Here is a 22275-nt window from a genome sequence, read left to right as displayed (position 1 = left end):
ACCGTTCGCATCAAGAATCCTCCAAGGCCGCGGCCGCACCATCGGGCCATGCAGATCGAACCGCTGAGCACGGACCTGATCGACCGTTACCTGCAATCGCGTCAGTTGCGGTTCTTTCGCAGCGACGACGGCGAGGAGTTCCTGATGCTGCCCGGCTACGAGTGCGGCAAGCTGCACGTGAACCTGCGGATCAACGGCCTGCGGCGCGACGTCTTCGAGATCTCGATCAGTCCCGCCGGCTACTACCCCGCCGCCGAGCGGCCGCGCCTGATGGAACTGGTCAACGACTGGAACCGCGAAACCCATTGGCCGAAGGCGTTTGTGCGCGAGACCGCCCGCCCGGGCCACGTCAGCGTCGTCGGCGAGAACGCTTACCTGCTGACCGACGGGATCCACATCGAGGCGCTGGGCAACCTCGTCCGTTCCACCGTCGAGTACGGCGCCGACCTATTTGAGAAGATCGAGCGCGCGATCTGCCTGCCGTCCGCGCACACGCTGGAAGAGTGGATGGACCGAACCGGTTAGGGCGCGATCGCGTCCGCCTCGGCGTCGACCGCATCGCGGCCTTCGGCCGGCTTCTCTCGTTTCTCCCAGCGCCGCAACGCTTCCCGGCAGGGTGACTCGACCAGCCCGTAGCTGACCGCTGCGATCGCCCACCCGAAGATGAGCGTCAACACCAACACCTCGGGCATCCGGCCGGTGAACGCGAACGTCCCGAGCACCGGGAACACCATGGCCAGCGCGGCCAGGTGCCAGACGAACAGCCCGTAGGACCACCGCCCCAGCGTCACCATGACGGTGCTGCCCAGCAGCCGGTGCGACGTGTCGACGCGGTCCAGCACCAGCGGGGCGACCAGCGCGAACGCCACCACCGACCCCGCCGCGGTCTTCACCGCGAACTGGCTGGCCGTGCCGGGAATCAGGCCCTCGGGCCCGGCCAGCGGGGACGCCGCCAACAGGTAGGCCAGGACCGCGGCGACGCCCATCACCACGCGGCGCCGCGCCCACCGGTGCGGCACGCCGACCGGGCTGTGGACCCATTCGGCCAGCACCATGCCCGCGGCGAACCAGGAGAAGAAGGCCGGCGGCCAGTTGAGCGGATTGGTGCCGGATCCGGAATGGATGGGCACCCAGCCCCAGGCCCAGCTCAACGCGGCCAGCGCGGCGATCGCCGGCACCCGCGCGCCGATCGGCAAGCGGCGGGCCAACAACGCCAGGATGGGCAGGGCCAGATAAAAGGCCACCTCGACGGAGAGGCTCCACATCTGGGTCAGCCCGCCGGTCAGGGTGAGCGGCACATAGATCTGGGTCAGTGTCAGGTTGGCCAGCCACACCGTCGGGCTGGCGTGATCCGCGTCGGGCAGCAGCGACAGGATCACGACGACCGCCACCAGATAGGCGGGCATGATGCGCACCACCCGGGACCGCAAATAGTGGCCGGTGTGGGGCCGCCTGGCCAGGCCGCGTGCGGCCGCGGCGTGGCCGCGCCACAACAGGAATCCCGACAGCGTGAAGAACACCGCCACGGCGAGGTCGAACCGGCCGAACAGGCGGCCCGTCACCCCGCTGGAGTGTCCGGTCTGGAAAGCGACGTGGGTGACGACCACGCCCATCGCCGCGCAGGCGCGCATCCCCTCCACGGCGGGCAGGAAGCTGCGAACCCCGCCCGCCTGCTGGCCATCCGTCACCCCCACAGTTTGCCTGGGATGCATCGGCCGACGAATGGGTACACCCGAAAGGCCCGTGGCGGTCCCAATAGATTGGTAAGCCGGGGCCTTACGTTCTGCTGTTAGGGTCGAACGGGTTTGCCCCGGCGAGAGACCATGAGGGAGGGCACAGCAACGTGAACCGAGCAGTCATGTTGCGGTTCGCCGCATGCGGGATCATCGGACTCGGAGCCGCCCTGCTGATCGCCGCGCTGCTGTTGTCGACGTACACCACCAGCCGGATCACCAAGGTCCCGCTCGACATCGACGCCACGCTGATCAGCGACGGCAGCGGAACCGCGCTCGACTCCGCGTCGCTGTCGACCGATCACGTGGTCGTCAACCAGAACGTGCCGCTGGTGTCGCAGCAGCAGATCAGCGTCGAATCACCCGCGAACACCGACGTGGTCACGCTGCAGGTCGGGACCTCGGTGCGGCGCACCGACAAGCAGAAGGACAGCGGCCTGCTGCTGGCGATCGTCGACACCGTCACCCTCAACCGCAAGACGGCGATGGCCGTCTCCGATGACACCCACGCCGGCGGCTCGGTCCAGAAGCCGCGCGCCTTCAACGACGAGAACCCGCCCACCGCGATGCCGCTGCGGCACGACGGCCTGGCCTACCGGTTCCCGTTCCACACCGAGAAGAAGACCTACCCCTACTTCGACCCGATCGCGCAGAAGCCGTTCGACGTCAACTACGACAGCCAGGAAGACGTCAACGGCCTGACCACCTACAAGTTCACCCAGAACGTCGGCTACAACGCCGAGGGCAAGCTCGTGGCTCCGGTGGCGTACCCGTCGCTGTTGGCCGGCAACGAGGACGCCAAGCAGACCACGTCGGCATCGATGTGGGGCGTGCAGGGCGGCGACCCGAACGAGCAGATCACCATGACCCGCTACTACGCGGCGCAGCGGACCTTCTGGGTGGACCCGGTGTCGGGCACCATCGTCAAGGAGACCGAGCACGCCAACCACTACTTCGCCCGCGATCCACTCAAGCCGGAGCTGACCCTGGCCGACTACAAGGTGACCTCCAACCAGGACACCGTCGAATCGCAGGTGAACGCCGCCCGGGACGAGCGCGACCGGCTGGCCCTGTGGTCGCGGGTGCTGCCGATCACGTTCACCGCCGTCGGTTTGATCGCGCTGGTGGGTGGCGGCCTGCTCGCCTCGTTCAGCCTGCGGACCGAGAGCGCGCTGACCGATCCCGGCCTGGACCGCGGTGATCAGGACTTCTTCGGCCGCAGCGGGGTCGAGGAGCCGGTGCCGGGCGCCGAGGCCGAGACCGAGAAGCTCCCCACGCAGCGCCCCACCTCGCGCGATGATCCCGGTGCGGACGCGCCCACCCCGGGCGCCGACGACCCACCCGATGCGGGGCCGCCCCAGCCCACCAGTCCACCCGAACGGGAGTAGCCCGCCGCGTGCGCTGGTCCCGGCCCGGGTACGCGTTGGCCTTGGCGCTGCTGGTGGTCGGGCCGCTGCTCAAGCCCGGTTACCTGCTGCTGCGCGACGCCGTGTCCACGCCGCGCTCGTATGTCTCCGACACCGCGCTGGGCCTGACGTCGGCGCCGCGGGCGACGCCGCAAGACTTCGCGGTGGCGCTGGCCTCGCACGCGCTGGACGGCGGCGTCGTGGTGAAGGCGCTGCTGGTCCTGGGGCTCTGGCTCGCGGGCTGGGGTGCGGCCCGGCTGACCGCGACGGCGCTGCCCGGCGCGGGCGCGGCCGGCCAGTTCGTCGCCACCACCGTGGCGGTCTGGAACCCCTACGTCGCCGAGCGACTGCTGCAGGGCCACTGGAGCCTGCTGGTCGGATACGGCTGCCTGCCCTGGGTTTCGACGGCGATGCTCAGGCTGCGGACGGCGTCCGGCTCGTTCTTCGCGCTGGCCTTCTGGATCGCGCTGGCCGGGCTGACGCCAACCGGTCTGCTGCTCGCCGCGACGGTGGGGCTCGCCTGCGTGGCCGCGCCGGGCCCGGGCGAGCCGCGCTGGCGGTGCGCCGCGGTGACGTCGGGCGCCGCGCTGGTGTCCGCGCTGCCCTGGCTGACCGCGTCGGCCCTGGGCGCGTCGTTGACCTCCCACACGGCGGCGAACACCCTCGGGGTCGCCGCGTTCGCGCCGCGCGCCGAGCCGGGTCTGGGCACGCTCGCCAGCCTGGCCAGCCTGGGCGGGATCTGGAACGGCGAGGCGGTGCCGATCTCGCGGACCACCCCGTTCGCGGTGGTGTCGGCGGTGGTGCTGCTGGGCGTGGTCGCGGTCGGGTTGCCGGCGGTGGTGCGCCGCCCGGCGGCGCGGCCGCTGCTGGCGCTGGCGGCTGCCGCCGTGCTGGTGCCGGCCGCGCTGGCGACCGGCCCGGGTCTGCACCTGCTGGCCGCCGGGGTCGACGCCGTGCCCGGCTTCGGTGTGCTGCGCGACGGGCAGAAGTGGGTGGCCCTGGCCGTGCCGGCCTACGCCCTGGCCGGCGCGGGGGTGGTGGTGACGCTGCGCAGATGGGTGCCGCCACCCGCGGATGTGGTGGCGGCGCCGGTTTGCTGCCTCGCGCTGATCTTCGCGCTGCCCGACCTGGCCTGGGGGGTGTGGGGGCAGGTGTCGCCGGCGCAGTATCCGCGTGGCTGGGCGGCGGTGGCCGCCGCGATCAACGCCCAACCCGGGACGGTGGCGGTGTTGCCCGCCGGCACCATGCGGCTCTACTCGTGGTCGGGTCGCGCGCCGGTGTTGGATCCGTTGCCCCGTTGGGTGCGCGCCGACGTGCTGAGCACCGGCGACCTGGTGATCTCGGGCACCGTCATCCCGGGCGAGGGCACTCACGCCCGGGCGGTGCAGCAGTTGCTGCTGGCCGGGCCCGATCCGTCCGCCCTCGCCCCGGCCGGCGTGGCCTGGCTGGTCGTGGAGTCGGACACCGCCGGCGACATGGGGGCCTCCGCCCGCACCGTCGACGCGCTGACGCCGGTCTACCGCGACGACGACCTCGCGCTGTATCGCACCGGCGGCGACACCGCCGGGGCCGCCCCCGCCGTCCGCACGACGACGTTGATCGCGCATCTGGCGTGGCTGGCGGTCCTGCTCGTGGGCGGCGCCGGGGCGTTGGTCGGCGGGTGGCGATCCCGGTCAGTCAGCCCCGGCCGCTGACGAGGCCGCTGACCGGGTGGCCGGTTCGCACGGCCTCCAGAACCGTGCGCATGGCGTCGGCGCTTTGCCCCCAGGAGAATTCACCGCTTCGGGTGTGCGCCTTGGCGCCGAGTTGGTCGCGCAGCACGGGGTCCGACAGCAGCTCCTCGAGTCGATCCACCAGCTCGGCGTGGGTGTCCACCAGGACGCCGGTCACCTCGTCAACGATCGAATCCGACAGGCCGCCCGAGGATCGGTAGCCGATGGTCGGCACCCGGTGCTGGGCCGCCTCGACGACCGCGAGGCCCCACCCCTCCTTGCGTGAGGGCAGCAGCTGCACCCACGAGCTTTGCAGCACGTGGTGTTTGGTCAGGTCGTCGACATGACCGTGGAAGGTGACCGCGTCGGAGATGCCGAGCCGACGGACGTGGTCGACGAGCCGAAGGCGCCACCACCCGTCACCGACGATGTCGAGGTGCAGGCCCGGCACGCGGGGCCGCAGCTGCGCGACGGCCTGCAGCGCGTCCTCGATCTGCTTGTGCGGCACCAGCCGGGACAGCACCACCACCCGCGGCGCGGCGGCGCGAGGGCCGGTCAGCGAACGCGCCGGGGCCTCGTCGAGTCCGTTGCGCACCACCGCGATTCGCGCGTTGTCGACCCCGAGCGTCACCAGGTCGCGGGCCGACGGCAGCGACACCGTCACGTACTGATTGCGCCGGTTCAGCCACGGCGACAACCTCGACTCGACGAACCAGCCGAGCCGGCCGAGCACCGGCCCGGCCACCGGCCATTGTTCGCGGTGGCAGTGATGCACCAAGACCACCACCCGACGGCCATAGACCAAGCGGGCGAGGAAAGGCAGGCCGTTCTGGGTGTCGACGACCACGTCGGGACGCACCCGCCGCAGCGGTCCGATCCCCAGCCGGGCCGCCGCCATCGCGAGTAAGGCCCAGACGTAGACGGAGTACCGGCCGCCGGCGCGATCGATGCGCACACCGTCGACGACTTCACGGCGAGGCGCTCCGGGATAGCGTGCGGTGCGCAGGGTGACTTCGACGCCGGATGCCGCCAGCTGGGCGCCGATGCGCTGCAGGTAGGTTTCGCTCCCGCCGCCCTGCGGGTGGCCGGTATCGCGCCAGCACAGCAGGAGTACGGAGCGCAGAGCAGACATCACCGGTCAGCCTAGCCCGGCGACGATGCGCGCCGCGGAGCGGCGCGAGGTGGGCGGTCAAGCGCAGCCCGGCGACTACGCGGACCCATGCGTAGGGTTGGCCGGTGGCCGTGACCCCGCCTCCCACCCAAGTCTTCGCGCGGCGGGCCACCCTGGCCCGTGCGCTGCGGCTGCTGTCGGAGTTCCGCTACGAGCAATCGGACCCGGCCCGGTTCTACGGCGCGCTGGCGGCGGACACCGCGGCGATGGTGGGCGACCTGTGGCGGGCCGCGCACGGCGAGCCCCCGGCCGGCCGCACGCTGCTCGACGTCGGCGGCGGGCCCGGCTACTTCTCGGCCGCGTTCGAAGACGCCGGGCTCCGCTACCTGGGTGTCGAACCCGACCCGAGCGAGATGCACGCGGCCGGGCCGTCGCTCGCGCGCGGCCCCGGAAACTTTGTCCGCGCCTCGGGCATGGCCCTGCCGTTCGCGGACGACTCGGTGGACATCTGCCTGTCATCCAACGTCGCCGAGCACGTGCCTCGGCCGTGGCAGCTGGGCAACGAGATGCTGCGGGTGACCAAGCCGGGCGGGCTTGCCCTGCTCTCCTACACCGTCTGGCTGGGCCCGTTCGGTGGGCACGAGATGGGGCTGACGCACTACCTCGGCGGCGCCCGGGCCGCCGCCCGATATGCGCGCAAACACGGGCATCCGGCGAAAAACAACTACGGGTCGTCGTTGTTCGCCGTGTCCGCGGCCGAGGGCCTCGACTGGGCCGCCAGCACCGGCGCCGCGGTGGCGGCATTTCCCCGCTACCACCCGCGATGGGCGTGGTGGCTGACATCGGTGCCGCTGCTGCGGGAGTTCGGAGTCAGCAATCTGGTGCTGGTGCTGCGGCCCCGATAATGAAACATGTTCTCGTTTTGCGTCGGCTTGGGTAGGGTGGCGCAAATGAGCGACATGACCGAATACGACAAGCTTTTCATCGGCGGCAAGTGGACCGAGCCGTCGACCGACGAGGTGATCGAGGTGCGCTGCCCGGCCACCGGCGAGTACGTCGGAAAGGTGCCCCTGGCGGCGGCCGCCGACGTCGACGCCGCGGTCGCCGCGGCCCGCGCGGCCTTCGACAGCGGACCCTGGCCCACGACGCCCCCCAAGGAGCGCGCGGCTGTGATCGCCAACGCGCTCAAGCTGATGGAGGAGCGCAAGGATCAGTTCACCCAGCTGCTGGCGGCCGAGACCGGCCAGCCGCCGATGGGGATCGAGACGATGCACTGGATGAGCTCGATCGGCGCGCTGAACTTCTTCGCCGGCCCGGCCGTCGACCAGGTCAAGTGGAAAGAAGTCCGCACCGGCGGCTATGGGCAGAGCATCGTCTACCGCGAGCCCATCGGCGTGGTGGGCGCGATCGTCGCGTGGAACGTGCCGCTGTTCCTGGCGGTCAACAAGCTCGGTCCGGCGCTGCTGGCCGGCTGCACCGTGGTGCTCAAGCCGGCGGCCGAAACCCCGCTCAGCGCAAACGCCTTGGCCGAGGCCTTCGCCGAGGCGGGGCTGCCCGAGGGGGTGCTGTCGGTGGTGCCCGGCGGGATCGAGACCGGTCAGGCGCTGACCTCCAACCCGGGCGTCGACCTGTTCTCCTTCACCGGCAGCTCGGCCGTCGGCAAGGAGATCGGCCGGCGCGCCGCGGAGATGCTCAAGCCGTGCACCCTGGAGCTCGGCGGCAAGTCGGCGGCCATCGTCCTCGACGACGTCGACCTGGCCGCCGCGGTCCCGATGCTGGTGTTCTCCGGGATCATGAACACCGGGCAGGCCTGCGTGGCCCAGACCCGCATCCTGGCCCCGCGCTCGCGCTACGACGAAGTCGTGGACGCGGTAGGCGGTTTCGTGCAGGCGCTGCCGGTGGGGCTGCCGTCGGACCCGGCCGCCCAGATCGGGTCGCTGATCTCGGAGAAGCAGCGCGCCCGGGTCGAGGGCTACATCGCCAAGGGCGTCGAGGAGGGCGCGCGGCTGGTGTGCGGCGGCGGCCGACCCGAGGGCCTGGACGGCGGCTTCTTCGTGCAGCCGACGGTGTTCGCCGACGTCGACAACAAGATGACGATCGCCCAGGAGGAGATCTTCGGGCCGGTGCTGAGCATCATCCCCTACGACACCGAGGAGGACGCGATCAAGATCGCCAACGACTCGGCGTACGGGCTGGCCGGCAGCGTGTGGACGTCCGACGTGCCGCACGGCATCGAGATCGCCGAGAAGATTCGCACGGGGACGTACGCGATCAACTGGTACGCCTTCGACCCGTGTTGCCCGTTCGGCGGCTACAAGAACTCCGGCATCGGCCGCGAGAACGGTCCCGAAGGTGTGGAGCACTTCACTCAGCAGAAGAGCGTGCTGATGCCGATGGGCTACACCATCGAGAGCTGACCCCGGAACGCACCGAGCGTGCACCCACCGCGACGAATCAGGACCAACCTCGCGGTGAGTGCACGTTCGGCGTTTCAGGCCATCGACGCCGGTTCGCGCACCTGTAGAATTATGCAAAAGAGCATAGAAACCTGCTTGTTACACCCGCGTCAACCACGATTCACAACAACGCATATCGGTGTTTCTCGTGGTGCAGGGTTTACATAGGCAATGAAACTTGCTTACTGGACCGCTGTCTTATATGCTTCTCAGCATAATCATCGGCGGCGCTAAGGCCGGGAGAGAATTATGTGGATCATCGAGCTGAACATCGGCGGCTATCAATTCACCCGCGAGATGCCCGACCTGAAGCGCCGGAGTTTCCGCTTCAGCCCGCGCAGCATGCATTGGCCGGTACTGCGGCACTCACACGCTGCATAACGTTGGCTCCGGGAGGCACGAGAGTGGCGACCACGACCGAAACGGTGCAGGACCTCGCCCCGACGAAGCGCGGCGGCACGCGCAAGAAGATGTTGGCCAGCGCGGCCGAGGTGATGCGTGAACGCGGCGCCGCCGGGGTGACGATCGACGCGGTGCTCGCTCGCAGCGGCGCCCCGCGTGGCTCCGTCTACTACCACTTCCCCGACGGTCGCAATCAGATTCTGATCGAGGCGCTGCGGTATTCCGGTGACTCCATCACCGCGATGATCGACGACGCCGCGGACCAGGGCGCCCGCGTGCTGCTGCGCAAGTTCGTCGAGTTCTGGGAGCGTCTGCTCACCGAGGGCGGCTTCAGCGCCGGCTGCCCGGTGGTGGCCGCGGCGATCGGCTCGGACGAAGCCGACGCCAAGCTCTCCGCCGAGGCCGGCGCCATTCTGGGCCGCTGGTGCGCGGCGCTGACCCGGGCGTTCACTCACGACGGCTTCGACGAGCCCTGCGCGGCATCGCTGGCGGTGATGTCGATCGCCGCCCTCGAAGGCGCCATTGTGCTGTCCCGCTCAACCGCCAGCATCGACCCGTTGCGCGAGGTCGGCGATCAGCTCGAATTCCTGATCAAGGCAAGGGAATTCGTGGTCCGCAACAAGATCGCGGAGTGATCCCTCAGTCGCTGGCCGGCAGCGGCTTGACCTCTTTGAGCTGCAGCGCGGTAGTCCCGACGCTCAGGCTCCCGGCGCCCGGCTTGGTCACCAGCACCTCGGCGCCCGTCTCGTCGACGTAGCGCTTGCCCATCACGGTGCCGTCGGCGAACGCCGGATCCAACTCACCCGAACGCTCGGCGCCTATCGGCACCATCGGCGCACCGCCACAACGCAAATCGTCGAGGCTGTCGGCGCTCCTGACGACGATCACCTGCGTGTCACACACCTGGCTGGCCAGGCGGGTTCCGTTCTTGATCATGTTTTTTCCTTAACTCCCCTACTGCTCGACCGGCGCGGCGCGCAACGCACCCAAGTCCTTGACGATCTCCCGGCGCAGGACCTTGCCGGTCGCCGTGGTGGGTAACTCGTCGCGAAACACAACGTGGTCCGGCGTGCGCGACCCGCGCAAGCTCTTGCGGACGTGCTCGCGCAGCTCCTCGGGATCGGGATCGATCCCGAGGGCCGGCACGACGACGGCGACGATCGCCTGACCCCATTGCGGATCCTCGACACCGACCACGGCGACATCGCGGACATGGGAGTGCTCGATGAGCACCTCCTCCAGCTCGGCCGGCGCGATGTTCTCGCCGCCGCGGATGATCGTGTCGTCGCTGCGTCCGCTGATGAAGAGGTAGCCGTCCTCGTCCAGCAGGGCCACGTCGCGGGTCGGGAACCAGCCCTCGTCGTCGAGCACCGAGCCGATCCCGGTGTAGCGCCCCGACACCTGCTCGCCGCGGACGAACAATTCACCGGGTTCACCGGGTCCGAGCACCTTGCCGTCCTCGTCGCGGATCTGCAGTTCGATGCCCGGGACCGGGCGTCCGACCGATCCAAGCCTCTTGGCGACGTGCGCCTCCGATGCCGAGTGGGCCTCCCGGTGGTCGTCGGGGCCCAGCACCGCGATCGTCGAGCTGGTCTCGGTCAGGCCGTAGGCGTTGACAAAACCCACGTGCGGCAGCAGTTTCAGCGCCCGGCGCACCAGCGGCAGGCCCACCTTGGAGCCACCGTAGGCGAGGTTGCGCAGCGACGGCAGCTCGTGGCCGCCGCTCTCCAGCACCGTGACGATCCGGTCCAGCATGGTGGGCACCACCGTCGCCGTGGTGACCCGCTCGGCGTCGACCAGCCGCACCCACTCCTGGGCGTCGAAGGTGGGCAGGTAGACCATCTTGCGCCCGGCATAAAGATTGGACAACGCGGCGCTGACTCCGGCGATGTGATAGGGCGGCACGCAGATCAGTGCTGCCTCGCCGGCGTCGGCCGATTCGAACTCCACGGTCCCGGTGACATAACTGGTCAGATTGTTGTGCGAGAGTTCTACGGCCTTGGGCTGCGACGTGGTGCCCGACGTGAACAACACGATCGCGACGGACTCGGGGTCGGGAAACTCGGCGGCCGGCTCGGCGCTGCGCGCAGCCGTCAGGAACTCCTCGGTGGCCATCAGCCGCGGTGTGGCCTCGCCCAGCATGTCGCGATACCGGCCGTCGACGACCACGAGCGGCTCGGGCAGGCGACCGATCAGTGCCCGGATGCCGTCGGCCGACAGCCGGTAGTTGATCGGCGTGAAGGCAACCCCGGCGCGGGCCGCGGCGAAGATGAGCAGCGGCAGCGTCGCGCCGCCGGTTCCCACGTAAGCCAGGTGCCTGGCACCTGATCCGGCGACGACCCCCGCGCCGCCGTCGGCGAGATCGCTGAGCTGCTGCGTCGTCAGCCGGGTGTCTTCGGAAACAACGGCCGTCCGATCGGGGTTGCTCGACGCAGCCATCTCAAGCAGCAGCGAAATGCTCATCCTCGATCTTTCCGGTTTCCCGACGGTTTACAGATTCAAGCCATAGTGTAACCCGGGAGGTTATGTGCCCGTCCAACGCGGCGGGCGCTTCTCCGCGAAGGCGACGGCACCCTCCTTGGCGTCGTTGGACGCGAACACCGGAGCCAGGATCGCGTTCTGCTCGGCGAACATGTTCTCCGGGCTCCAGCCTCGGGACTCGACGATGATCCGCTTGGTGGCGGCCACCGCGAGCGGCCCGTTGGCGGCGATCTTCTCGGCCAGCGCGATCGCCTCGTCGAGCGCCTTGCCCGGCTCGGCCAACACGTTGACCAGCCCGAGCTCGTGGGCGCGCTCGGCCGACAGGTTGTCGCCGGTGAGCGCGAGCTCCATGGCGATGGCCGGCGGGATCCGCTGCGGCAGCCGCAGCAGGCCGCCGCCACCGGCGACCAGCCCGCGCTTGACCTCGGGGATGCCGAAGGCCGACTCCTTCGACGCGACGATCAGGTCGGTGGCCAGGGCCAACTCGGTGCCGCCGGCCAGGGCGTAGCCCTCGACCGCGGCGATGAGCGGTTTGACCGGTGGGCGCTCGGTGAAGCCCATGCCCCGGCCCGCGACGATGGGCAGTTCGCCACGCGCGAAGGCCTTGAGGTCCATGCCCGCGCAGAACGATCCGCCGGCGCCGGTCAGGATGCCCACCGAGAGGCCGGCGTCGCCGTCGAGCCGGTCGACGGCCTCGGCCAGGCCGTTCGCCACCGCGGCGTTGACCGCGTTCTTGGCCTTCGGCCGGTTGATCGTGATGATGAGGATCCGGCCCCGTTGTTCGACCAGAACTTCGGGTTCGCCGGCTTCTTCGCTCCCAGTGCTCACGTGCCGCACAACTCCTTCGGTGTCGGGGTGGCTGCTGTCCGTGGAGATGGTAGCGGTCGACCAGAACGCCATTGACGTCAGGCGAGAGTGCCATTTCCCCCGGGGCGGCTCACGCCGGAGCCATCGCGGCCTCGACCACGGTGAGCTCTTCGGAAAGCCCTGCCGCCCTACGTATTTCAATGAAGTCGGCCACCATGGCCTCGGTCACCTCGTGCGGGTCCTTGAGCGTGGCCCCGTCGGAGAGCACCGAGATGTTGAGCTGGTCGACGTAACTCCACACGGTGATGTTGAGTCCGCTGCCGGCGGTCAACGGTCCCACCGAATAGATCTCGGTGACCAGCGCCCCGCCGACGCGGCCGCGCTCGCGCGGTCCGGGCACGTTGGAGATGTTCAGGTTGAGGATCTTGTTGTGTCCGTCGCGCCCCGACGCCCACCGGAAGAAGGCCTGGGTGGGCGCGGGCGGCATGTAGGCCGCCCACCGGCTGACCAGCTCCGGCCCCATCAGCTGGTTGCTCTCTTTGGCGGCTATGGCGTTCTCGTGGGTGCACCGCACCCGCTCCAGCGGGTCGTCGGAATCGGTCGGCAGGCCCACCAGGACGCCGGTGAAGCGATTGCCGGAGATCCGCTCGGGAGAGAAGTCGAAACTCATCGGCACCGAAGCGAGCAGGGGTTCGGCCTTGCCGTCATAGCGCAACAGCAGGGTGCGCAGGGCGCCGGCCGACATGGCCAGCACCATGTCGTTGATCGTCGCCCCCAGCCGCTTGCCGGTCTCCTTGACGTCGGCCAGCGCCAGCGTCGCGGTGGCGAACCGGCGCTCCGGGGTGACCTTGTGGTTCATGAAGGTCGGCGGCGGCTCGAACGGGCGGGTCAGCTCCGGCGACAGCTTGCGTGAGCTGCGGCGCACCCGGCCCAGCCCCTCGAACGTGTAGCGGACCGTGTGCGGGATCCGGCCGACGTGGCGCAGGTGATCCGTGAAGGCCGAGCTCAGCAACTGCCGCGCGGTCGGCGCCGGATCGCACATGTACGGCCCACCCTCGGGCCCGGGCTGCAGATCCATGCCGCGGGCCATCAGGTTGGCCGAGGCGACGCCGTCGGCCAGGGCGTGGTGGATCTTGCCGACCACCGCGATCCGGTTGTTGGCCAGGCCCTCGATGAAGTACATCTCCCACAGCGGGCGGCTGCGGTCCAAGGCCGTGCTGGCGATACGCCCGATGGCCTCGTCCAGCTCGCGGCGGCCGCCGGGCGCGGGCAGCCGCCACGGCCGGATGTGGTAGTCGAGGTCGAGCTCGCAGTGCTCCCGCCACATCGGGTGGTGCAGCTTGAACGGGATCTCAACCAGCTGGTAGCAGAACGGCTCGAGCTTGTTCAGGCGGCCGCGGATGACTTCGCGGAACGCGCCGATGTCGAAGCCACGCCGATCGGAATCCAGTTCGATCACAGCGGCTTTGATCGTGTGCATGTGCACGTTCGGCGTTTCGCTGTACAACAGGACCGCGTCCCACCCGCTCAGCCGTTTCACCGCTGCCCCATTCCCATAAAGGGACCATACTCAGCGGTGGCTGCTCAGATAACCTCTTTGGCCGCGTTCGCCTTGGTGCGATACACCTGGTTGAGGAACAGCGAAGTCGCGTGCGCGGCCGCGCCCGCCCGCTCGCCGTCGATGAGGTCGTAACCGTGGCCTGCGCCGGGCAGCTCGAGGTAGCCCACCATCGAATGCGAGACCGCCCGCATCCGGTCGACGAAGCTGCGCGCCTGCTCGACGGGGATGACGCTGTCCCGGCTGCCGTGAATCACCAAGAACGGCGGCGCATTTCGATGCACGCGCGCCATCGGCGACGCGTCGCGGAACACCTCCGGGTGGCGGTCCATCCTGCGCTTGACCACCACCCGCTCCAGGAACTCGACGAACCGGTCGCGCTCGGGGGTCGAGCGGTCCTCCCAGTCGTAGCGACCGTAGATGCCGACCACCGCGTCCACCGAGGTGTTGGCGCCTTCCGGCAGCTTCGCGTGCAACTGCGGGTCGTCCGGGGTGAGGCCGGCCAGTGCGGACAGGTGCCCGCCGGCCGAACAACCCGCCACGGCGACGAAATCGCGGTCACCGCCGAATTTGTCGACGTTGGCGCGCGCCCACGCGATGGCGGTCTTGACGTCGATGATGTGCCGCGGCCAGCGGTGATGGGGGGCGACGCGGTAGTCGATCGCCAGGCACACCCAGCCCTGCTCGGCCAGCCGGGACATCAGGGCCGAGCCCTGGCCCATGGCCTTGCCGTGCACCCAGGCGCCGCCGGGCACGAAGATCAGCACCGGCGCGGGATGCGCGGGCAGATCCTTGCGGCGCCAGACGTCGAGCACCTGCGCGGGATGGTCCCCGTAGTGGACCGCCCGACGGTGGAGGTAGCGGCGCTGACGCATCGCGTCCCAGATCGGCGGCGTCCGCAGCGCCGCCGGCCATTCCAGCTCGAGGTCCGCGGCCGACACGATTCCCCGCAGCGCGGCAATGGACACCTCCCGGGCGCTCAGCCCGTCGGGGAGCCCGACGTCGTCGCCGCCGTCCGACGGCCGCCGGGGCTTGGTCAGCCCGGAGAAGAAGTCGGGCGCGTGCCGGGCGCCCCAGATGCCCATCGCGGTGAGGCCGCCCAGCGGCTCGAGGTGCTTTCCGACCACCGGCAGCGAAGCGCCCGCGACGCTCAGGGCCAGCGCGTAGTCGCCCGGTCGGGCCCGTAGCAACCATTTCGCGCACGATGTCATAGCCGGCCTCCTTGCCGTGGTGTTAGGGCAGCGTACCCCCGGCTCCAGGTCCGAAACTGACGTTTCCGTCGACGCGACCTCCGACATCGAAATGACATCCGACCTGGGATTGCCCCGCGGGTATCCGTCCTGCTCTAGGCGGCGGCAGCGTTTGCTATTCGGTGAAAAACGGCCGGCCGCGACACGCTCACATCGCCGCGAGGCAGGCGATCACCCGGCCGCCGATCAGGCGCACGCCGGTCAGCGTCAGACCGACCTGCGCGGCCAGCGCGGCGGCGCTGTCCACGCCGACCGACGCCCAGCGGAACCAGGGGCCCACCTCACACGCCGACTCCAGCCGGACCCAACGCGAACGGATGCCGATGTTCTCGGCGTCGAACTCGGCCACGCACCGGCCACCCCGCGCCAGCAGCTCGGCGGCCCGCCCCAAGATGCGGCACGGGTCTCCACCGAGGCCCACGTTGCCGTCGACCAGCAACACCGTCTGCCAAAGGCCCATCGCGGGCAACGGGTCGAACACGTCCCCCAGCAGGACCGGCGCGCCGCCGCGGCCCGCCAGCCGGATCGCGGCCACGGAGCGATCGATGCCCAGGGCCGGTATCCCCCGCTGAATCAGCCGAGCCACCAGCCGGCCCGGCCCGCAGCCCAATTCGATCGTCGGCCCGGTGCACATCCGCGTGACCGCTTCGTCGAAGTCTTCGTCGAAGGCGTCGCCGGATGAATCACCGGGACGTTCGTGCTCGGGACATCGCACACCCAGCCAGCGGTGCGCGGGCAACGGCCGCAGCTCGCCGTCGTCGTGGCGAATCCAACATCGCTCGCCGCCGAGCGCCCGATCGTAGAGATGCCCCAGCATTCACGTCCCTCGCGTCCTGCCCGACCGGGCGGCCCTAGCTCGGTCCCGGTGAGGGACGTTGCGACGACGAACCAGCGACAGCGTGCACGACGGCTGCCGCGCTCGCCAGCACTCCAACCGATACCCCGATCTTCGTCCGGCTAATCCACCGCGCTTGGAGTACGCGCCCGGGGGCGGAATGGTTCATTGGCGATCGGCTTGGGCAGAAGTGCCTTCCCACATGGGTTCCCACTGATCAGTTGGTGCCGGTCGCGTTGCCACCCGATGTCTGAGCCGCCGCCTATCACTGATCCGCGGGCCTCCGGCCTTCGCCGTCGGTGATACTGATCCGGTGCCGAACACCGATGTTCACCCTGACCTGCAGCGAATCGCCCGTTTCGCGCCACGCCGACTCGTCGGTCCCCGGACCCTGCGGATCATGCGGGCCGCGATGGCGGTGCGTGAGCGCCTCGCCAAGCCCGTTCCCGGGGTCGAGGTGATCACGCTGAGCTCGGGAGCCGGCGTCCGGCTGTTCCGGCCGGCCGGCGTGGCCGCGCCGACCCCGGCGCTGCTGTGGATCCACGGGGGCGGATACGTGATCGGCACCGCCCGGCAGGACGACCGGCTCTGCAGCGGCTTCAGCCGCCGACTGGGCATCACCGTCGCGTCGGTGGAATACCGCCTGGCGCCCGAACATCCGTATCCCGCGCCGCTGGAAGACTGCTACTCGGCGCTGACCTGGCTGGCCGGCTTGCCGTCCGTGGACCGCTACCGGGTGGCGATCGGCGGCGCCAGCGCCGGCGGCGGACTGGCCGCGGCCCTGGCCCTGTTGGCCCGCGACCGCGCCGAGGTGAGCCCCGCGTTCCAGCTGCTGACCTATCCCATGCTCGACGACCGCAGCTCGGCCACCGCCCACAACCCGAACTACCGGCTGTGGGACAACCGCAGCAATCAGTTCGGCTGGGCGGCCTACCTCGGCGACGCCGACCCGCACGTCGCCGTGCCGGCGCGCCGCGAAGAGCTGGGCGGGCTGCCGCCGGCCTGGATCGGGGTCGGCACCCACGACCTGTTCCACGACGAGGACCTGGCCTACGCGGAGCGCCTGATGGCCGCCGGGGTGCCGTGCCAGGTCGAGACCGTTCCCGGAGCCTTCCACGGGTTCGACCTCTTCGTGCCCAAAGCGCAAGTGTCTAAGCGGTTTTTCGACAGCCAGTGCGCCATCCTGCGCGCCGCGCTCGCCGCCGCGCCGTGATCGCCGGTCACATCGCGAAGTAAACGAGCTCGCCCGCGATGATGGTGGCCGCCACCATGCCGGCGTCCAGCTCGGCCAGCGCCGTCGCCGGCGGCTCGCTCAGTACGCACAGGTCCGCCGGCTCGCCGATCGTCACCGCCCGTGGCTGGGCCGGACTCTCCGGCCGGCCCAGGAACATCGCCAAAGCCTTTCGGGCCGAGACACATTCGCCGGCGTTGAGCACGACACCGCTGGGGGTGGTGCGGTAGACGGCGGCGCGCATCGCCGTCCAGGGATCGCCGTGGCCGAACGGCATGTCGGTGGACAGCGCGACCGGCACCGCCGCCGTCAGCAGGGAGGCGACCCGCCACAGCTGATCGTGCTCGGCGGCGGGGACGTCGGTGAGGTAGTGGTCGCCGCGCTCGGCGACGAAGTTGGGCTGCGTCACCACCGTGACGCGCAGGTCGGCCAGGTCGGCCAGGTTGTCGTCGGGCACCACGGCGGCGTGCTCGATTCGGTCCTGGGGATGGCCGCCGGCCGCCCGCAGGGCGGCGATGGCGACCACGAGTTGCGCGGCGGTCACGCAGTGCACGGCGACGGGCCGGCCCTCGTCGTGCTGGCCGGCGATCCACTCGGTCAGGCCGTCCAGGTCGAGGCGGTCGTCGTGCAGGATCCTCTTGCCCGGGGATAGGAAGCTCGGCCGGGGCCGGAACTCGCCGCGGCGGTGCGCCACCACCAGCGAGACCATGTCGTCGGCGTCGAGGTCGGGAGTGGCGTCGGTGACGCCGGTGACGCCCGTCGCGGTGATGCGCCGGCTCAGTTCGGCCAGGTCGCTCTCGCGCCGCTGCAGCAGGTCCGACCAGCCGTGGTCCGCGCTGCGCAGCCGCCCGTCGGGATGTTCGGCCAGGCCCACCCGGCCCAGCGCCTCGGAGTTGAGGATCCACAGCGCACCGCTGCGGTGCTGGATACGCACCGGGGCGCCGCGCACCATGGCGTCGAGCGCGGTCCGGTCCAGGTCGCCGGCCACCGACTCGTGGTAGCCGACGGCGCGAATCCACCCGTCGGGGCCCGGCGTCGCGTTCGACAGCAGTTGTGTCAGCTCGGTTTTGGTGCTGACTCCGGGCGGCCCGACGAAGAACGAATCGAGCGCGGAGGCCGCCGAGCGCAGGTGCACGTGATGGTCGTGCAGGCCGGGCAGGACGGTTCCCCCGCCGGCGTAGAGCACGCCCTCGCCGGGTTGGGCGACCAGCCCGTCACCCATCTCGTCGATCCGCTCGCCGAAGCGGATATCGGTTGCCGTCCCATCCAGCAGGGTGGCGCGCCGAATCAGCATGACAGGCAGCCCCGTTGGGCCACGATATGGCGCACCGCGGCGTTGTCGGCGCCCAGCCGGGCCGCCGGCCGGGCGGGCGGCGGAGGCGGCGGCGGCGGCGCGGGACGGTTGGCGACCGACGCCTGCGTCGGCAGCGCCGCATAGCCGGCGGCGACCGCCGCCATCGAGACCTCGATCAGCTCCCCGCCCCCGCGCCCCAGCGAGTCGACGACCACCCGGGCCGCCTCCAGCCCGGCCAGCGGGTCGGCGATGGCGTCACCGCAGAACACCGGCCCGCTGGCGGCGACGCCGACCAGCCCGCCGCCCACCGCGGCGTCGTCACCGAACGCCGGGCGCCCATCGGTGTATCCCTTGATGCGCAACCAAATTCGCCCGCCACCCGCCGCGACGTCGTCCGGCCCCAGCCCGCGCCGGGTCAGCGCCGCGGGACGCGAGCCTTCGATCACGACGTCGGCGACGGCGAGCAACTCCCGCAACTCGCCCGCCTGCCGGTCGAAATCGACACAGTACGAGAGCTTTTCACCGTTCATCCAGTCGAAGAACGCCTGGTTGCCCGCTCGGGTGCCGTCCGGGCGGGCCGGGCTCTCGACCTTGACCACGGTCGCTCCGGCGCGGGCCAGCAGCTGCCCGCACAGCGGGCCCGCCCACATCGACGACAGGTCGGCGACCAGTAGGCCCGTGCTGCCGCGCGCCGGTCCGCGCGCGCCCCACGGTCGAATTCGCGGCGCGGCGGCCACGGCTTCGCCCAGGCGCGCCGCCGGCAGGTCGAGCAACGTCGCGCGCTCGATGATCGCCGAAAGCGATTGCGTTGCGGCCCAGCGCCGCAACGCGGGCCAGGGATCCCCCGTGGCGTCGTCGGATTGCACGAGCGCGGGCACGGCGGCGGCGTCATCCGGGCGCGACAGCGTGATCGCGCACCAGCCGTCGGCGGCGGCCAGCAATCTTGTGGCGCGGCCGGCCGAGACCCGGCCGCCGCGGGTCAGGCCCAGCAATGCCGCCCGCCCGGCCAGCAGGCCGGCGGCGTCGATGGCGAACCCCAGCCGCCAACCGACGGCCGCCGCAACCCGCTGGGCGTGGGTCAGGACGTTCGCCCGGGAGAAGTCGGGCGGCCCGTCCGGCTCGCCGGTCAGATAGGCCAGCCCGCTGCTCCCCCACACCGACGTCGCCGAGCTCACCCTCCCATTGTGCTCGTGGCGCCGCGGTTCAGAAGTGCAGCGCGCTGAATCGCCAGTCCAGCACCGCGCGGTCCGGCTCGCCCGCGGGGTCACCGACGGCGTAGACCAGCGACCGCAGCCCCAGCACACCGCCTCGGCCGGTCGGCTCGGCGGATTCGACGTGCAGTTCGCTGTACAGGGTGTCGCCCTCGTGCACGGGGCCGGTGTGGTCGCAGGACGCCCAGCCCAGCACCGTCACCAGGTTGGGCAGTAGCCTGCCGGCCTGCGCGAGGGCGAGCCCGATGGTATGCCCGCCGTACACCAGCCGGCGCCCGCCCGTCCGCGAATCATGGTGGGTGGCAGCGATATTCAGGGTCAGCCGGGCGAGTTCGGGCGCGCTGCTGACCACGTCGCCGGTGCTCTGCAGTACGGCACCGGCCAGGCCCGCGTCGAAGTGTGGACCGGCCACCCTGTTCCGGAACACCGCGGCGTCCCACTGTGCGGTCGGATCGACTGCGGGGCCGGGCACGTCGGCGCCGATGGCGGACAGGTCGTCCTGCGCCGCGCCGTCGGGCGCCCAATCCGGGCTTGCGGGCAGCATGCCGCACCGGTAGAAGTCGAGCACCAACCGATCGTCCTGGTCGACGGTGGTCATCCGCAGCGCCGCCAGCCCCGTCGGCGCGCGACCCGGCTTGAGCGAGTTCGCCCGCAGCCCAACCACTTCCGTGCGGGTGTACAGGGAATCACCGATGACCGGGAACCGGTGGAAGGTGAGCCCGCGGTAGAACAGGTTGGCCTTGACGCGCTGGGTGGCCAGCGTCGACTGCCCGATCGCCACGTCGCAGACCAGGGCCGGGTGTGCCAGGGGGGCGGGCAGGCCCGTGACGGCGGCGCACAGGTCGGCGTCCAGCGCGAGCCGCAGCCGATCCCCGACGATCGCCTGGTGGGCGGCGGCCAATCCCGACGTCAGCGTGATCGCCGGTGCCCAGTGGAAGACCTGACCGATCGAGAGGTCGTCGAAGTACGGCCCGCCGGCGCGGATCCCCGCATACCCCTCACTCGTCACAACGCCACATGCTGGCAGGCTATGGAATCGGGGGTCAACGCCGGGGGTCGACGCTGGAGGGTGCTCGCAGGTGAATGACGAAGAAGAGATGCTGGTGGCCACGGTGCGGGCGTTCATCGACCGCGACGTCAAGCCGACCGTCCGCGATGTCGAGCACGCCAACACCTATCCCGAGGCGTGGATCGAGCAGATGAAGCGGATCGGCATCTACGGCCTTGCCGTTCCCGACGAATACGGGGGGTCGCCGGTGTCCATGCCGTGCCACGTGCGGGTCACCGAGGAACTGGCCCGCGGCTGGATGAGCCTGGCCGGCGCGATGGGCGGGCACACCGTGGTGGCCAAGCTGCTCACGCTGTTCGGGACCGAGGAGCAGAAGCGGACCTACCTGCCGGCGATGGCCACCGGCGAGCTGCGGGCCACCATGGCGCTGACGGAGCCGGGCGGCGGCTCGGACCTGCAGAACATGACGACCACGGCGCTACCGGACGGTTCCGGCGGCTTGCGGATCAACGGTGCCAAGACGTGGATCAGCAATGCGCGGCGGTCCGGGCTGATCGCGCTGCTGTGCAAGACCGATCCGAACGCCACGCCGCGGCACCGGGGCATCTCGATCGTGCTGGTCCGGCACGGCCCGGGCCTGACGGTGTCGCGGGACCTGCCCAAGCTGGGCTACAAGGGCGTCGAGTCCTGCGAGCTGTCCTTCGACGACTTCTCTGCGCCCGAGTCGGCGGTGCTGGGCGGCCGCATGGGCGAAGGGTTTTCGCAAATGATGACGGGGCTCGAGACGGGCCGCATCCAGGTGGCCGCCCGCGCGCTGGGCGTGGGCACGGCGGCGCTCGAGGACGCGCTGGCCTATGCCCAGCAGCGGGAGAGCTTCGGGCGGCCGATCTGGCAGCATCAGTCGGTCGGCAACTACCTGGCCGACATGGCCACCAAACTGACCGCCGCCCGCCAGCTCACCCGCTACGCCGCCGAACGCTACGACAGCGGCGAACGCTGCGACATGGAAGCCGGCATGGCCAAACTGTTCGCCTCCGAAGTGGCGATGGAGATCGCCCTGAACGCCGTGCGGATTCACGGGGGCTACGGCTACTCGTGCGAGTACGACGTGGAACGCTACTTCCGCGACGCGCCCCTGATGATCGTCGGTGAAGGCACCAACGAGATTCAGCGCAACGTGATCGCCGGGCAGCTGGTCGCGCGGGGCGGCATCTGACCGCGGGGCCGAATGTGCGGGCCTGACGTCGGGGCGTGCTGTATCCTTGCCTGACTTCTCCCGCCAGCAAAGCTGCGTGGGAGCAAAAGTTACTGCAACGAAAGAAAGTCGGCTGCCATGAGTTATCCCCCTGGGCCGTACGAAGGCTCGCCGGAATGGCAGGGCCAGCCGCCGGAATGGCAGGGCCAGCAGCCGGCTTGGCAGGGTCAGCAACCGGGCTGGCCGGGCCAGCAGCCCGGCTGGCAGGCGCCCCAACCGGGTTGGCCAGGCCAGCCGGAACCGGAGAACTACCTCGTCTGGGCCATCCTGTGCACCGTGCTGTGCTGCCTGCCGATCGGAATCGTCTCGATCGTCTACTCCACCAAGGTGTCCGGGCTGTGGGCTCAGGGCCGCTACGCCGAGGCGCAGGCGGCGGCGCAGAGCGCCAAGAAGTGGGCCATCATCGGTGCCGTCGTCGGGGCCGTCTTCGCCGTCATCCTCGTGCTCGTCTACGTCGCCATCGGCGTCTTCGCCGTCTCCCACCTGCCGTCCACCACGACCACCACGTATTCGGGCTTCTGACA

At 70.5% G+C, this 22275-nt stretch carries 21 protein-coding genes; 10 read left to right on the top strand and 11 right to left on the bottom strand.

Translation table 11 applies throughout. The annotated features are described in order from the left end of the window. Positions 1-48: 48 nt before the first annotated feature. The gene (locus G6N37_RS21500) at positions 49-525 is read left to right on the top strand and encodes a type III secretion system chaperone family protein (protein ID WP_163683436.1); all 477 of its coding nucleotides are present in this window, start codon (positions 49-51) and stop codon (positions 523-525) included. On the opposite strand, the gene G6N37_RS21495 is transcribed toward G6N37_RS21500, so the two are convergent. Next, positions 522-1712, bottom strand: coding sequence for an acyltransferase family protein (locus G6N37_RS21495; RefSeq protein WP_163683435.1), 1191 nt, complete (start codon positions 1710-1712; stop codon positions 522-524). The genes G6N37_RS21500 and G6N37_RS21495 overlap by 4 nt on opposite strands. Positions 1713-1843: 131 nt before the next feature. Between G6N37_RS21495 and G6N37_RS21490 the strand changes: the two genes are divergently transcribed. Next, positions 1844-3121, top strand: a complete 1278-nt coding sequence (locus tag G6N37_RS21490) for a DUF3068 domain-containing protein (protein WP_163683434.1) — start codon at positions 1844-1846, stop codon at positions 3119-3121. 8 nt (positions 3122-3129) lie between these two features. Beyond that, the gene (locus G6N37_RS21485; protein ID WP_163683433.1) at positions 3130-4833 is read left to right on the top strand and encodes a hypothetical protein; all 1704 of its coding nucleotides are present in this window, start codon (positions 3130-3132) and stop codon (positions 4831-4833) included. Here the strand turns inward: G6N37_RS21485 and G6N37_RS21480 are convergent. Further along, a complete protein-coding gene (locus G6N37_RS21480) occupies positions 4817-5983 on the bottom strand; it encodes a glycosyltransferase family 4 protein (protein WP_163683432.1) in 1167 nt (388 codons plus the stop codon). The two genes, G6N37_RS21485 and G6N37_RS21480, sit on opposite strands and share 17 nt — an antisense overlap. Positions 5984-6093: 110 nt before the next feature. Here G6N37_RS21480 and G6N37_RS21475 point away from each other — a divergent pair, with 110 nt between their 5' ends. From G6N37_RS21475 to G6N37_RS21465, 4 genes are all read left to right on the top strand, one after another. Further along, positions 6094-6867, top strand: a complete 774-nt coding sequence (locus G6N37_RS21475; protein ID WP_163685354.1) for a class I SAM-dependent methyltransferase — start codon at positions 6094-6096, stop codon at positions 6865-6867. Positions 6868-6912: 45 nt separating this feature from the next. Next, complete coding sequence (locus G6N37_RS21470; RefSeq protein WP_163683431.1) at positions 6913-8379, top strand: aldehyde dehydrogenase; 1467 nt, start codon at positions 6913-6915, stop codon at positions 8377-8379. 288 nt (positions 8380-8667) lie between these two features. Next, positions 8668-8799, top strand: a complete 132-nt coding sequence (locus tag G6N37_RS26480; RefSeq protein WP_264066823.1) for a hypothetical protein — start codon at positions 8668-8670, stop codon at positions 8797-8799. 89 nt (positions 8800-8888) lie between these two features. Then, the gene (locus G6N37_RS21465; protein WP_163685352.1) at positions 8889-9455 is read left to right on the top strand and encodes a TetR/AcrR family transcriptional regulator; all 567 of its coding nucleotides are present in this window, start codon (positions 8889-8891) and stop codon (positions 9453-9455) included. A 4-nt stretch (positions 9456-9459) separates the two neighbouring features. Here G6N37_RS21465 and G6N37_RS21460 read toward each other — a convergent pair whose 3' ends face one another. The 6 genes from G6N37_RS21460 to G6N37_RS21435 all read right to left on the bottom strand — a co-directional run bounded on the left by G6N37_RS21460 (position 9460) and on the right by G6N37_RS21435 (position 15733). Further along, entirely contained in the window at positions 9460-9756 is a 297-nt protein-coding gene (locus tag G6N37_RS21460; RefSeq protein WP_163683430.1) for a hypothetical protein, read from the bottom strand. An 18-nt stretch (positions 9757-9774) separates the two neighbouring features. Beyond that, on the bottom strand, positions 9775-11283 hold the full coding sequence (locus G6N37_RS21455) for a class I adenylate-forming enzyme family protein (RefSeq protein WP_163683429.1): 1509 nt from the start codon (positions 11281-11283) through the stop codon (positions 9775-9777). Between the two features lie 60 nt (positions 11284-11343). Continuing rightward, positions 11344-12129, bottom strand: a complete 786-nt coding sequence (locus G6N37_RS21450; protein ID WP_163683428.1) for a crotonase/enoyl-CoA hydratase family protein — start codon at positions 12127-12129, stop codon at positions 11344-11346. Positions 12130-12238: 109 nt separating this feature from the next. After that, on the bottom strand, positions 12239-13648 hold the full coding sequence (locus G6N37_RS21445) for a WS/DGAT/MGAT family O-acyltransferase (protein ID WP_163683427.1): 1410 nt from the start codon (positions 13646-13648) through the stop codon (positions 12239-12241). Between the two features lie 44 nt (positions 13649-13692). Next, on the bottom strand, positions 13693-14877 hold the full coding sequence (locus G6N37_RS21440) for an alpha/beta hydrolase (protein ID WP_163683426.1): 1185 nt from the start codon (positions 14875-14877) through the stop codon (positions 13693-13695). A 187-nt stretch (positions 14878-15064) separates the two neighbouring features. Beyond that, positions 15065-15733: a class I SAM-dependent methyltransferase gene (locus G6N37_RS21435; RefSeq protein ID WP_163683425.1), complete on the bottom strand. Its 669-nt coding sequence runs from the start codon at positions 15731-15733 to the stop codon at positions 15065-15067. A 331-nt stretch (positions 15734-16064) separates the two neighbouring features. Between G6N37_RS21435 and G6N37_RS21430 the strand changes: the two genes are divergently transcribed. Continuing rightward, complete coding sequence (locus G6N37_RS21430) at positions 16065-16964, top strand: alpha/beta hydrolase (protein WP_163683424.1); 900 nt, start codon at positions 16065-16067, stop codon at positions 16962-16964. Positions 16965-16971: 7 nt separating this feature from the next. Here G6N37_RS21430 and G6N37_RS21425 read toward each other — a convergent pair whose 3' ends face one another. From G6N37_RS21425 to G6N37_RS21415, 3 genes are read right to left on the bottom strand one after another with little or no spacing between them, the layout of a single operon-like run. Next, a complete protein-coding gene (locus tag G6N37_RS21425; RefSeq protein WP_163683423.1) occupies positions 16972-18276 on the bottom strand; it encodes an amidohydrolase family protein in 1305 nt (434 codons plus the stop codon). Continuing rightward, positions 18270-19451, bottom strand: a complete 1182-nt coding sequence (locus G6N37_RS21420) for a CoA transferase (protein WP_163683422.1) — start codon at positions 19449-19451, stop codon at positions 18270-18272. The genes G6N37_RS21425 and G6N37_RS21420 overlap by 7 nt, the downstream gene beginning before the upstream one ends. 28 nt (positions 19452-19479) lie before the next feature. Then, positions 19480-20496 carry a MaoC family dehydratase gene (locus G6N37_RS21415; protein ID WP_163683421.1) on the bottom strand — a complete coding sequence of 339 codons (1017 nt, stop codon included), beginning with the start codon at positions 20494-20496 and terminating at the stop codon, positions 19480-19482. A 70-nt stretch (positions 20497-20566) separates the two neighbouring features. Between G6N37_RS21415 and G6N37_RS21410 the strand changes: the two genes are divergently transcribed. Beyond that, the gene (locus G6N37_RS21410) at positions 20567-21712 is read left to right on the top strand and encodes an acyl-CoA dehydrogenase family protein (protein WP_163683420.1); all 1146 of its coding nucleotides are present in this window, start codon (positions 20567-20569) and stop codon (positions 21710-21712) included. 117 nt (positions 21713-21829) lie between these two features. Further along, positions 21830-22273, top strand: a complete 444-nt coding sequence (locus G6N37_RS21405) for a CD225/dispanin family protein (protein ID WP_163683419.1) — start codon at positions 21830-21832, stop codon at positions 22271-22273. The last annotated feature ends 2 nt before the right edge of the window (positions 22274-22275 follow it).

Source organism: Mycobacterium seoulense, from assembly GCF_010731595.1.
Taxonomy (GTDB): domain Bacteria; phylum Actinomycetota; class Actinomycetes; order Mycobacteriales; family Mycobacteriaceae; genus Mycobacterium; species Mycobacterium seoulense.
Note: the sequence above shows the minus strand (reverse complement) of the source record. Positions and strands in the feature narration are given on the sequence as shown.

What these genes read in the sequence shown, in the direction of transcription:
- G6N37_RS21470 (WP_163683431.1), top strand. Translation starts at nt 6,913, where the DNA reads ATGAGCGACATGACCGAATACGACAAGCTTTTCATCGGCGGCAAGTGG.
- G6N37_RS21495 (WP_163683435.1), bottom strand. Translation starts at nt 1,712, where the DNA reads ATGCATCCCAGGCAAACTGTGGGGGTGACGGATGGCCAGCAGGCGGGC.
- G6N37_RS21435 (WP_163683425.1), bottom strand. Translation starts at nt 15,733, where the DNA reads ATGCTGGGGCATCTCTACGATCGGGCGCTCGGCGGCGAGCGATGTTGG.
- G6N37_RS26480 (WP_264066823.1), top strand. Translation starts at nt 8,668, where the DNA reads ATGTGGATCATCGAGCTGAACATCGGCGGCTATCAATTCACCCGCGAG.
- G6N37_RS21440 (WP_163683426.1), bottom strand. Translation starts at nt 14,877, where the DNA reads ATGACATCGTGCGCGAAATGGTTGCTACGGGCCCGACCGGGCGACTAC.
- G6N37_RS21405 (WP_163683419.1), top strand. Translation starts at nt 21,830, where the DNA reads ATGAGTTATCCCCCTGGGCCGTACGAAGGCTCGCCGGAATGGCAGGGC.
- G6N37_RS21425 (WP_163683423.1), bottom strand. Translation starts at nt 18,276, where the DNA reads ATGCTGATTCGGCGCGCCACCCTGCTGGATGGGACGGCAACCGATATC.
- G6N37_RS21465 (WP_163685352.1), top strand. Translation starts at nt 8,889, where the DNA reads ATGTTGGCCAGCGCGGCCGAGGTGATGCGTGAACGCGGCGCCGCCGGG.
- G6N37_RS21460 (WP_163683430.1), bottom strand. Translation starts at nt 9,756, where the DNA reads ATGATCAAGAACGGAACCCGCCTGGCCAGCCAGGTGTGTGACACGCAG.
- G6N37_RS21500 (WP_163683436.1), top strand. Translation starts at nt 49, where the DNA reads ATGCAGATCGAACCGCTGAGCACGGACCTGATCGACCGTTACCTGCAA.
- G6N37_RS21455 (WP_163683429.1), bottom strand. Translation starts at nt 11,283, where the DNA reads ATGAGCATTTCGCTGCTGCTTGAGATGGCTGCGTCGAGCAACCCCGAT.
- G6N37_RS21480 (WP_163683432.1), bottom strand. Translation starts at nt 5,983, where the DNA reads ATGTCTGCTCTGCGCTCCGTACTCCTGCTGTGCTGGCGCGATACCGGC.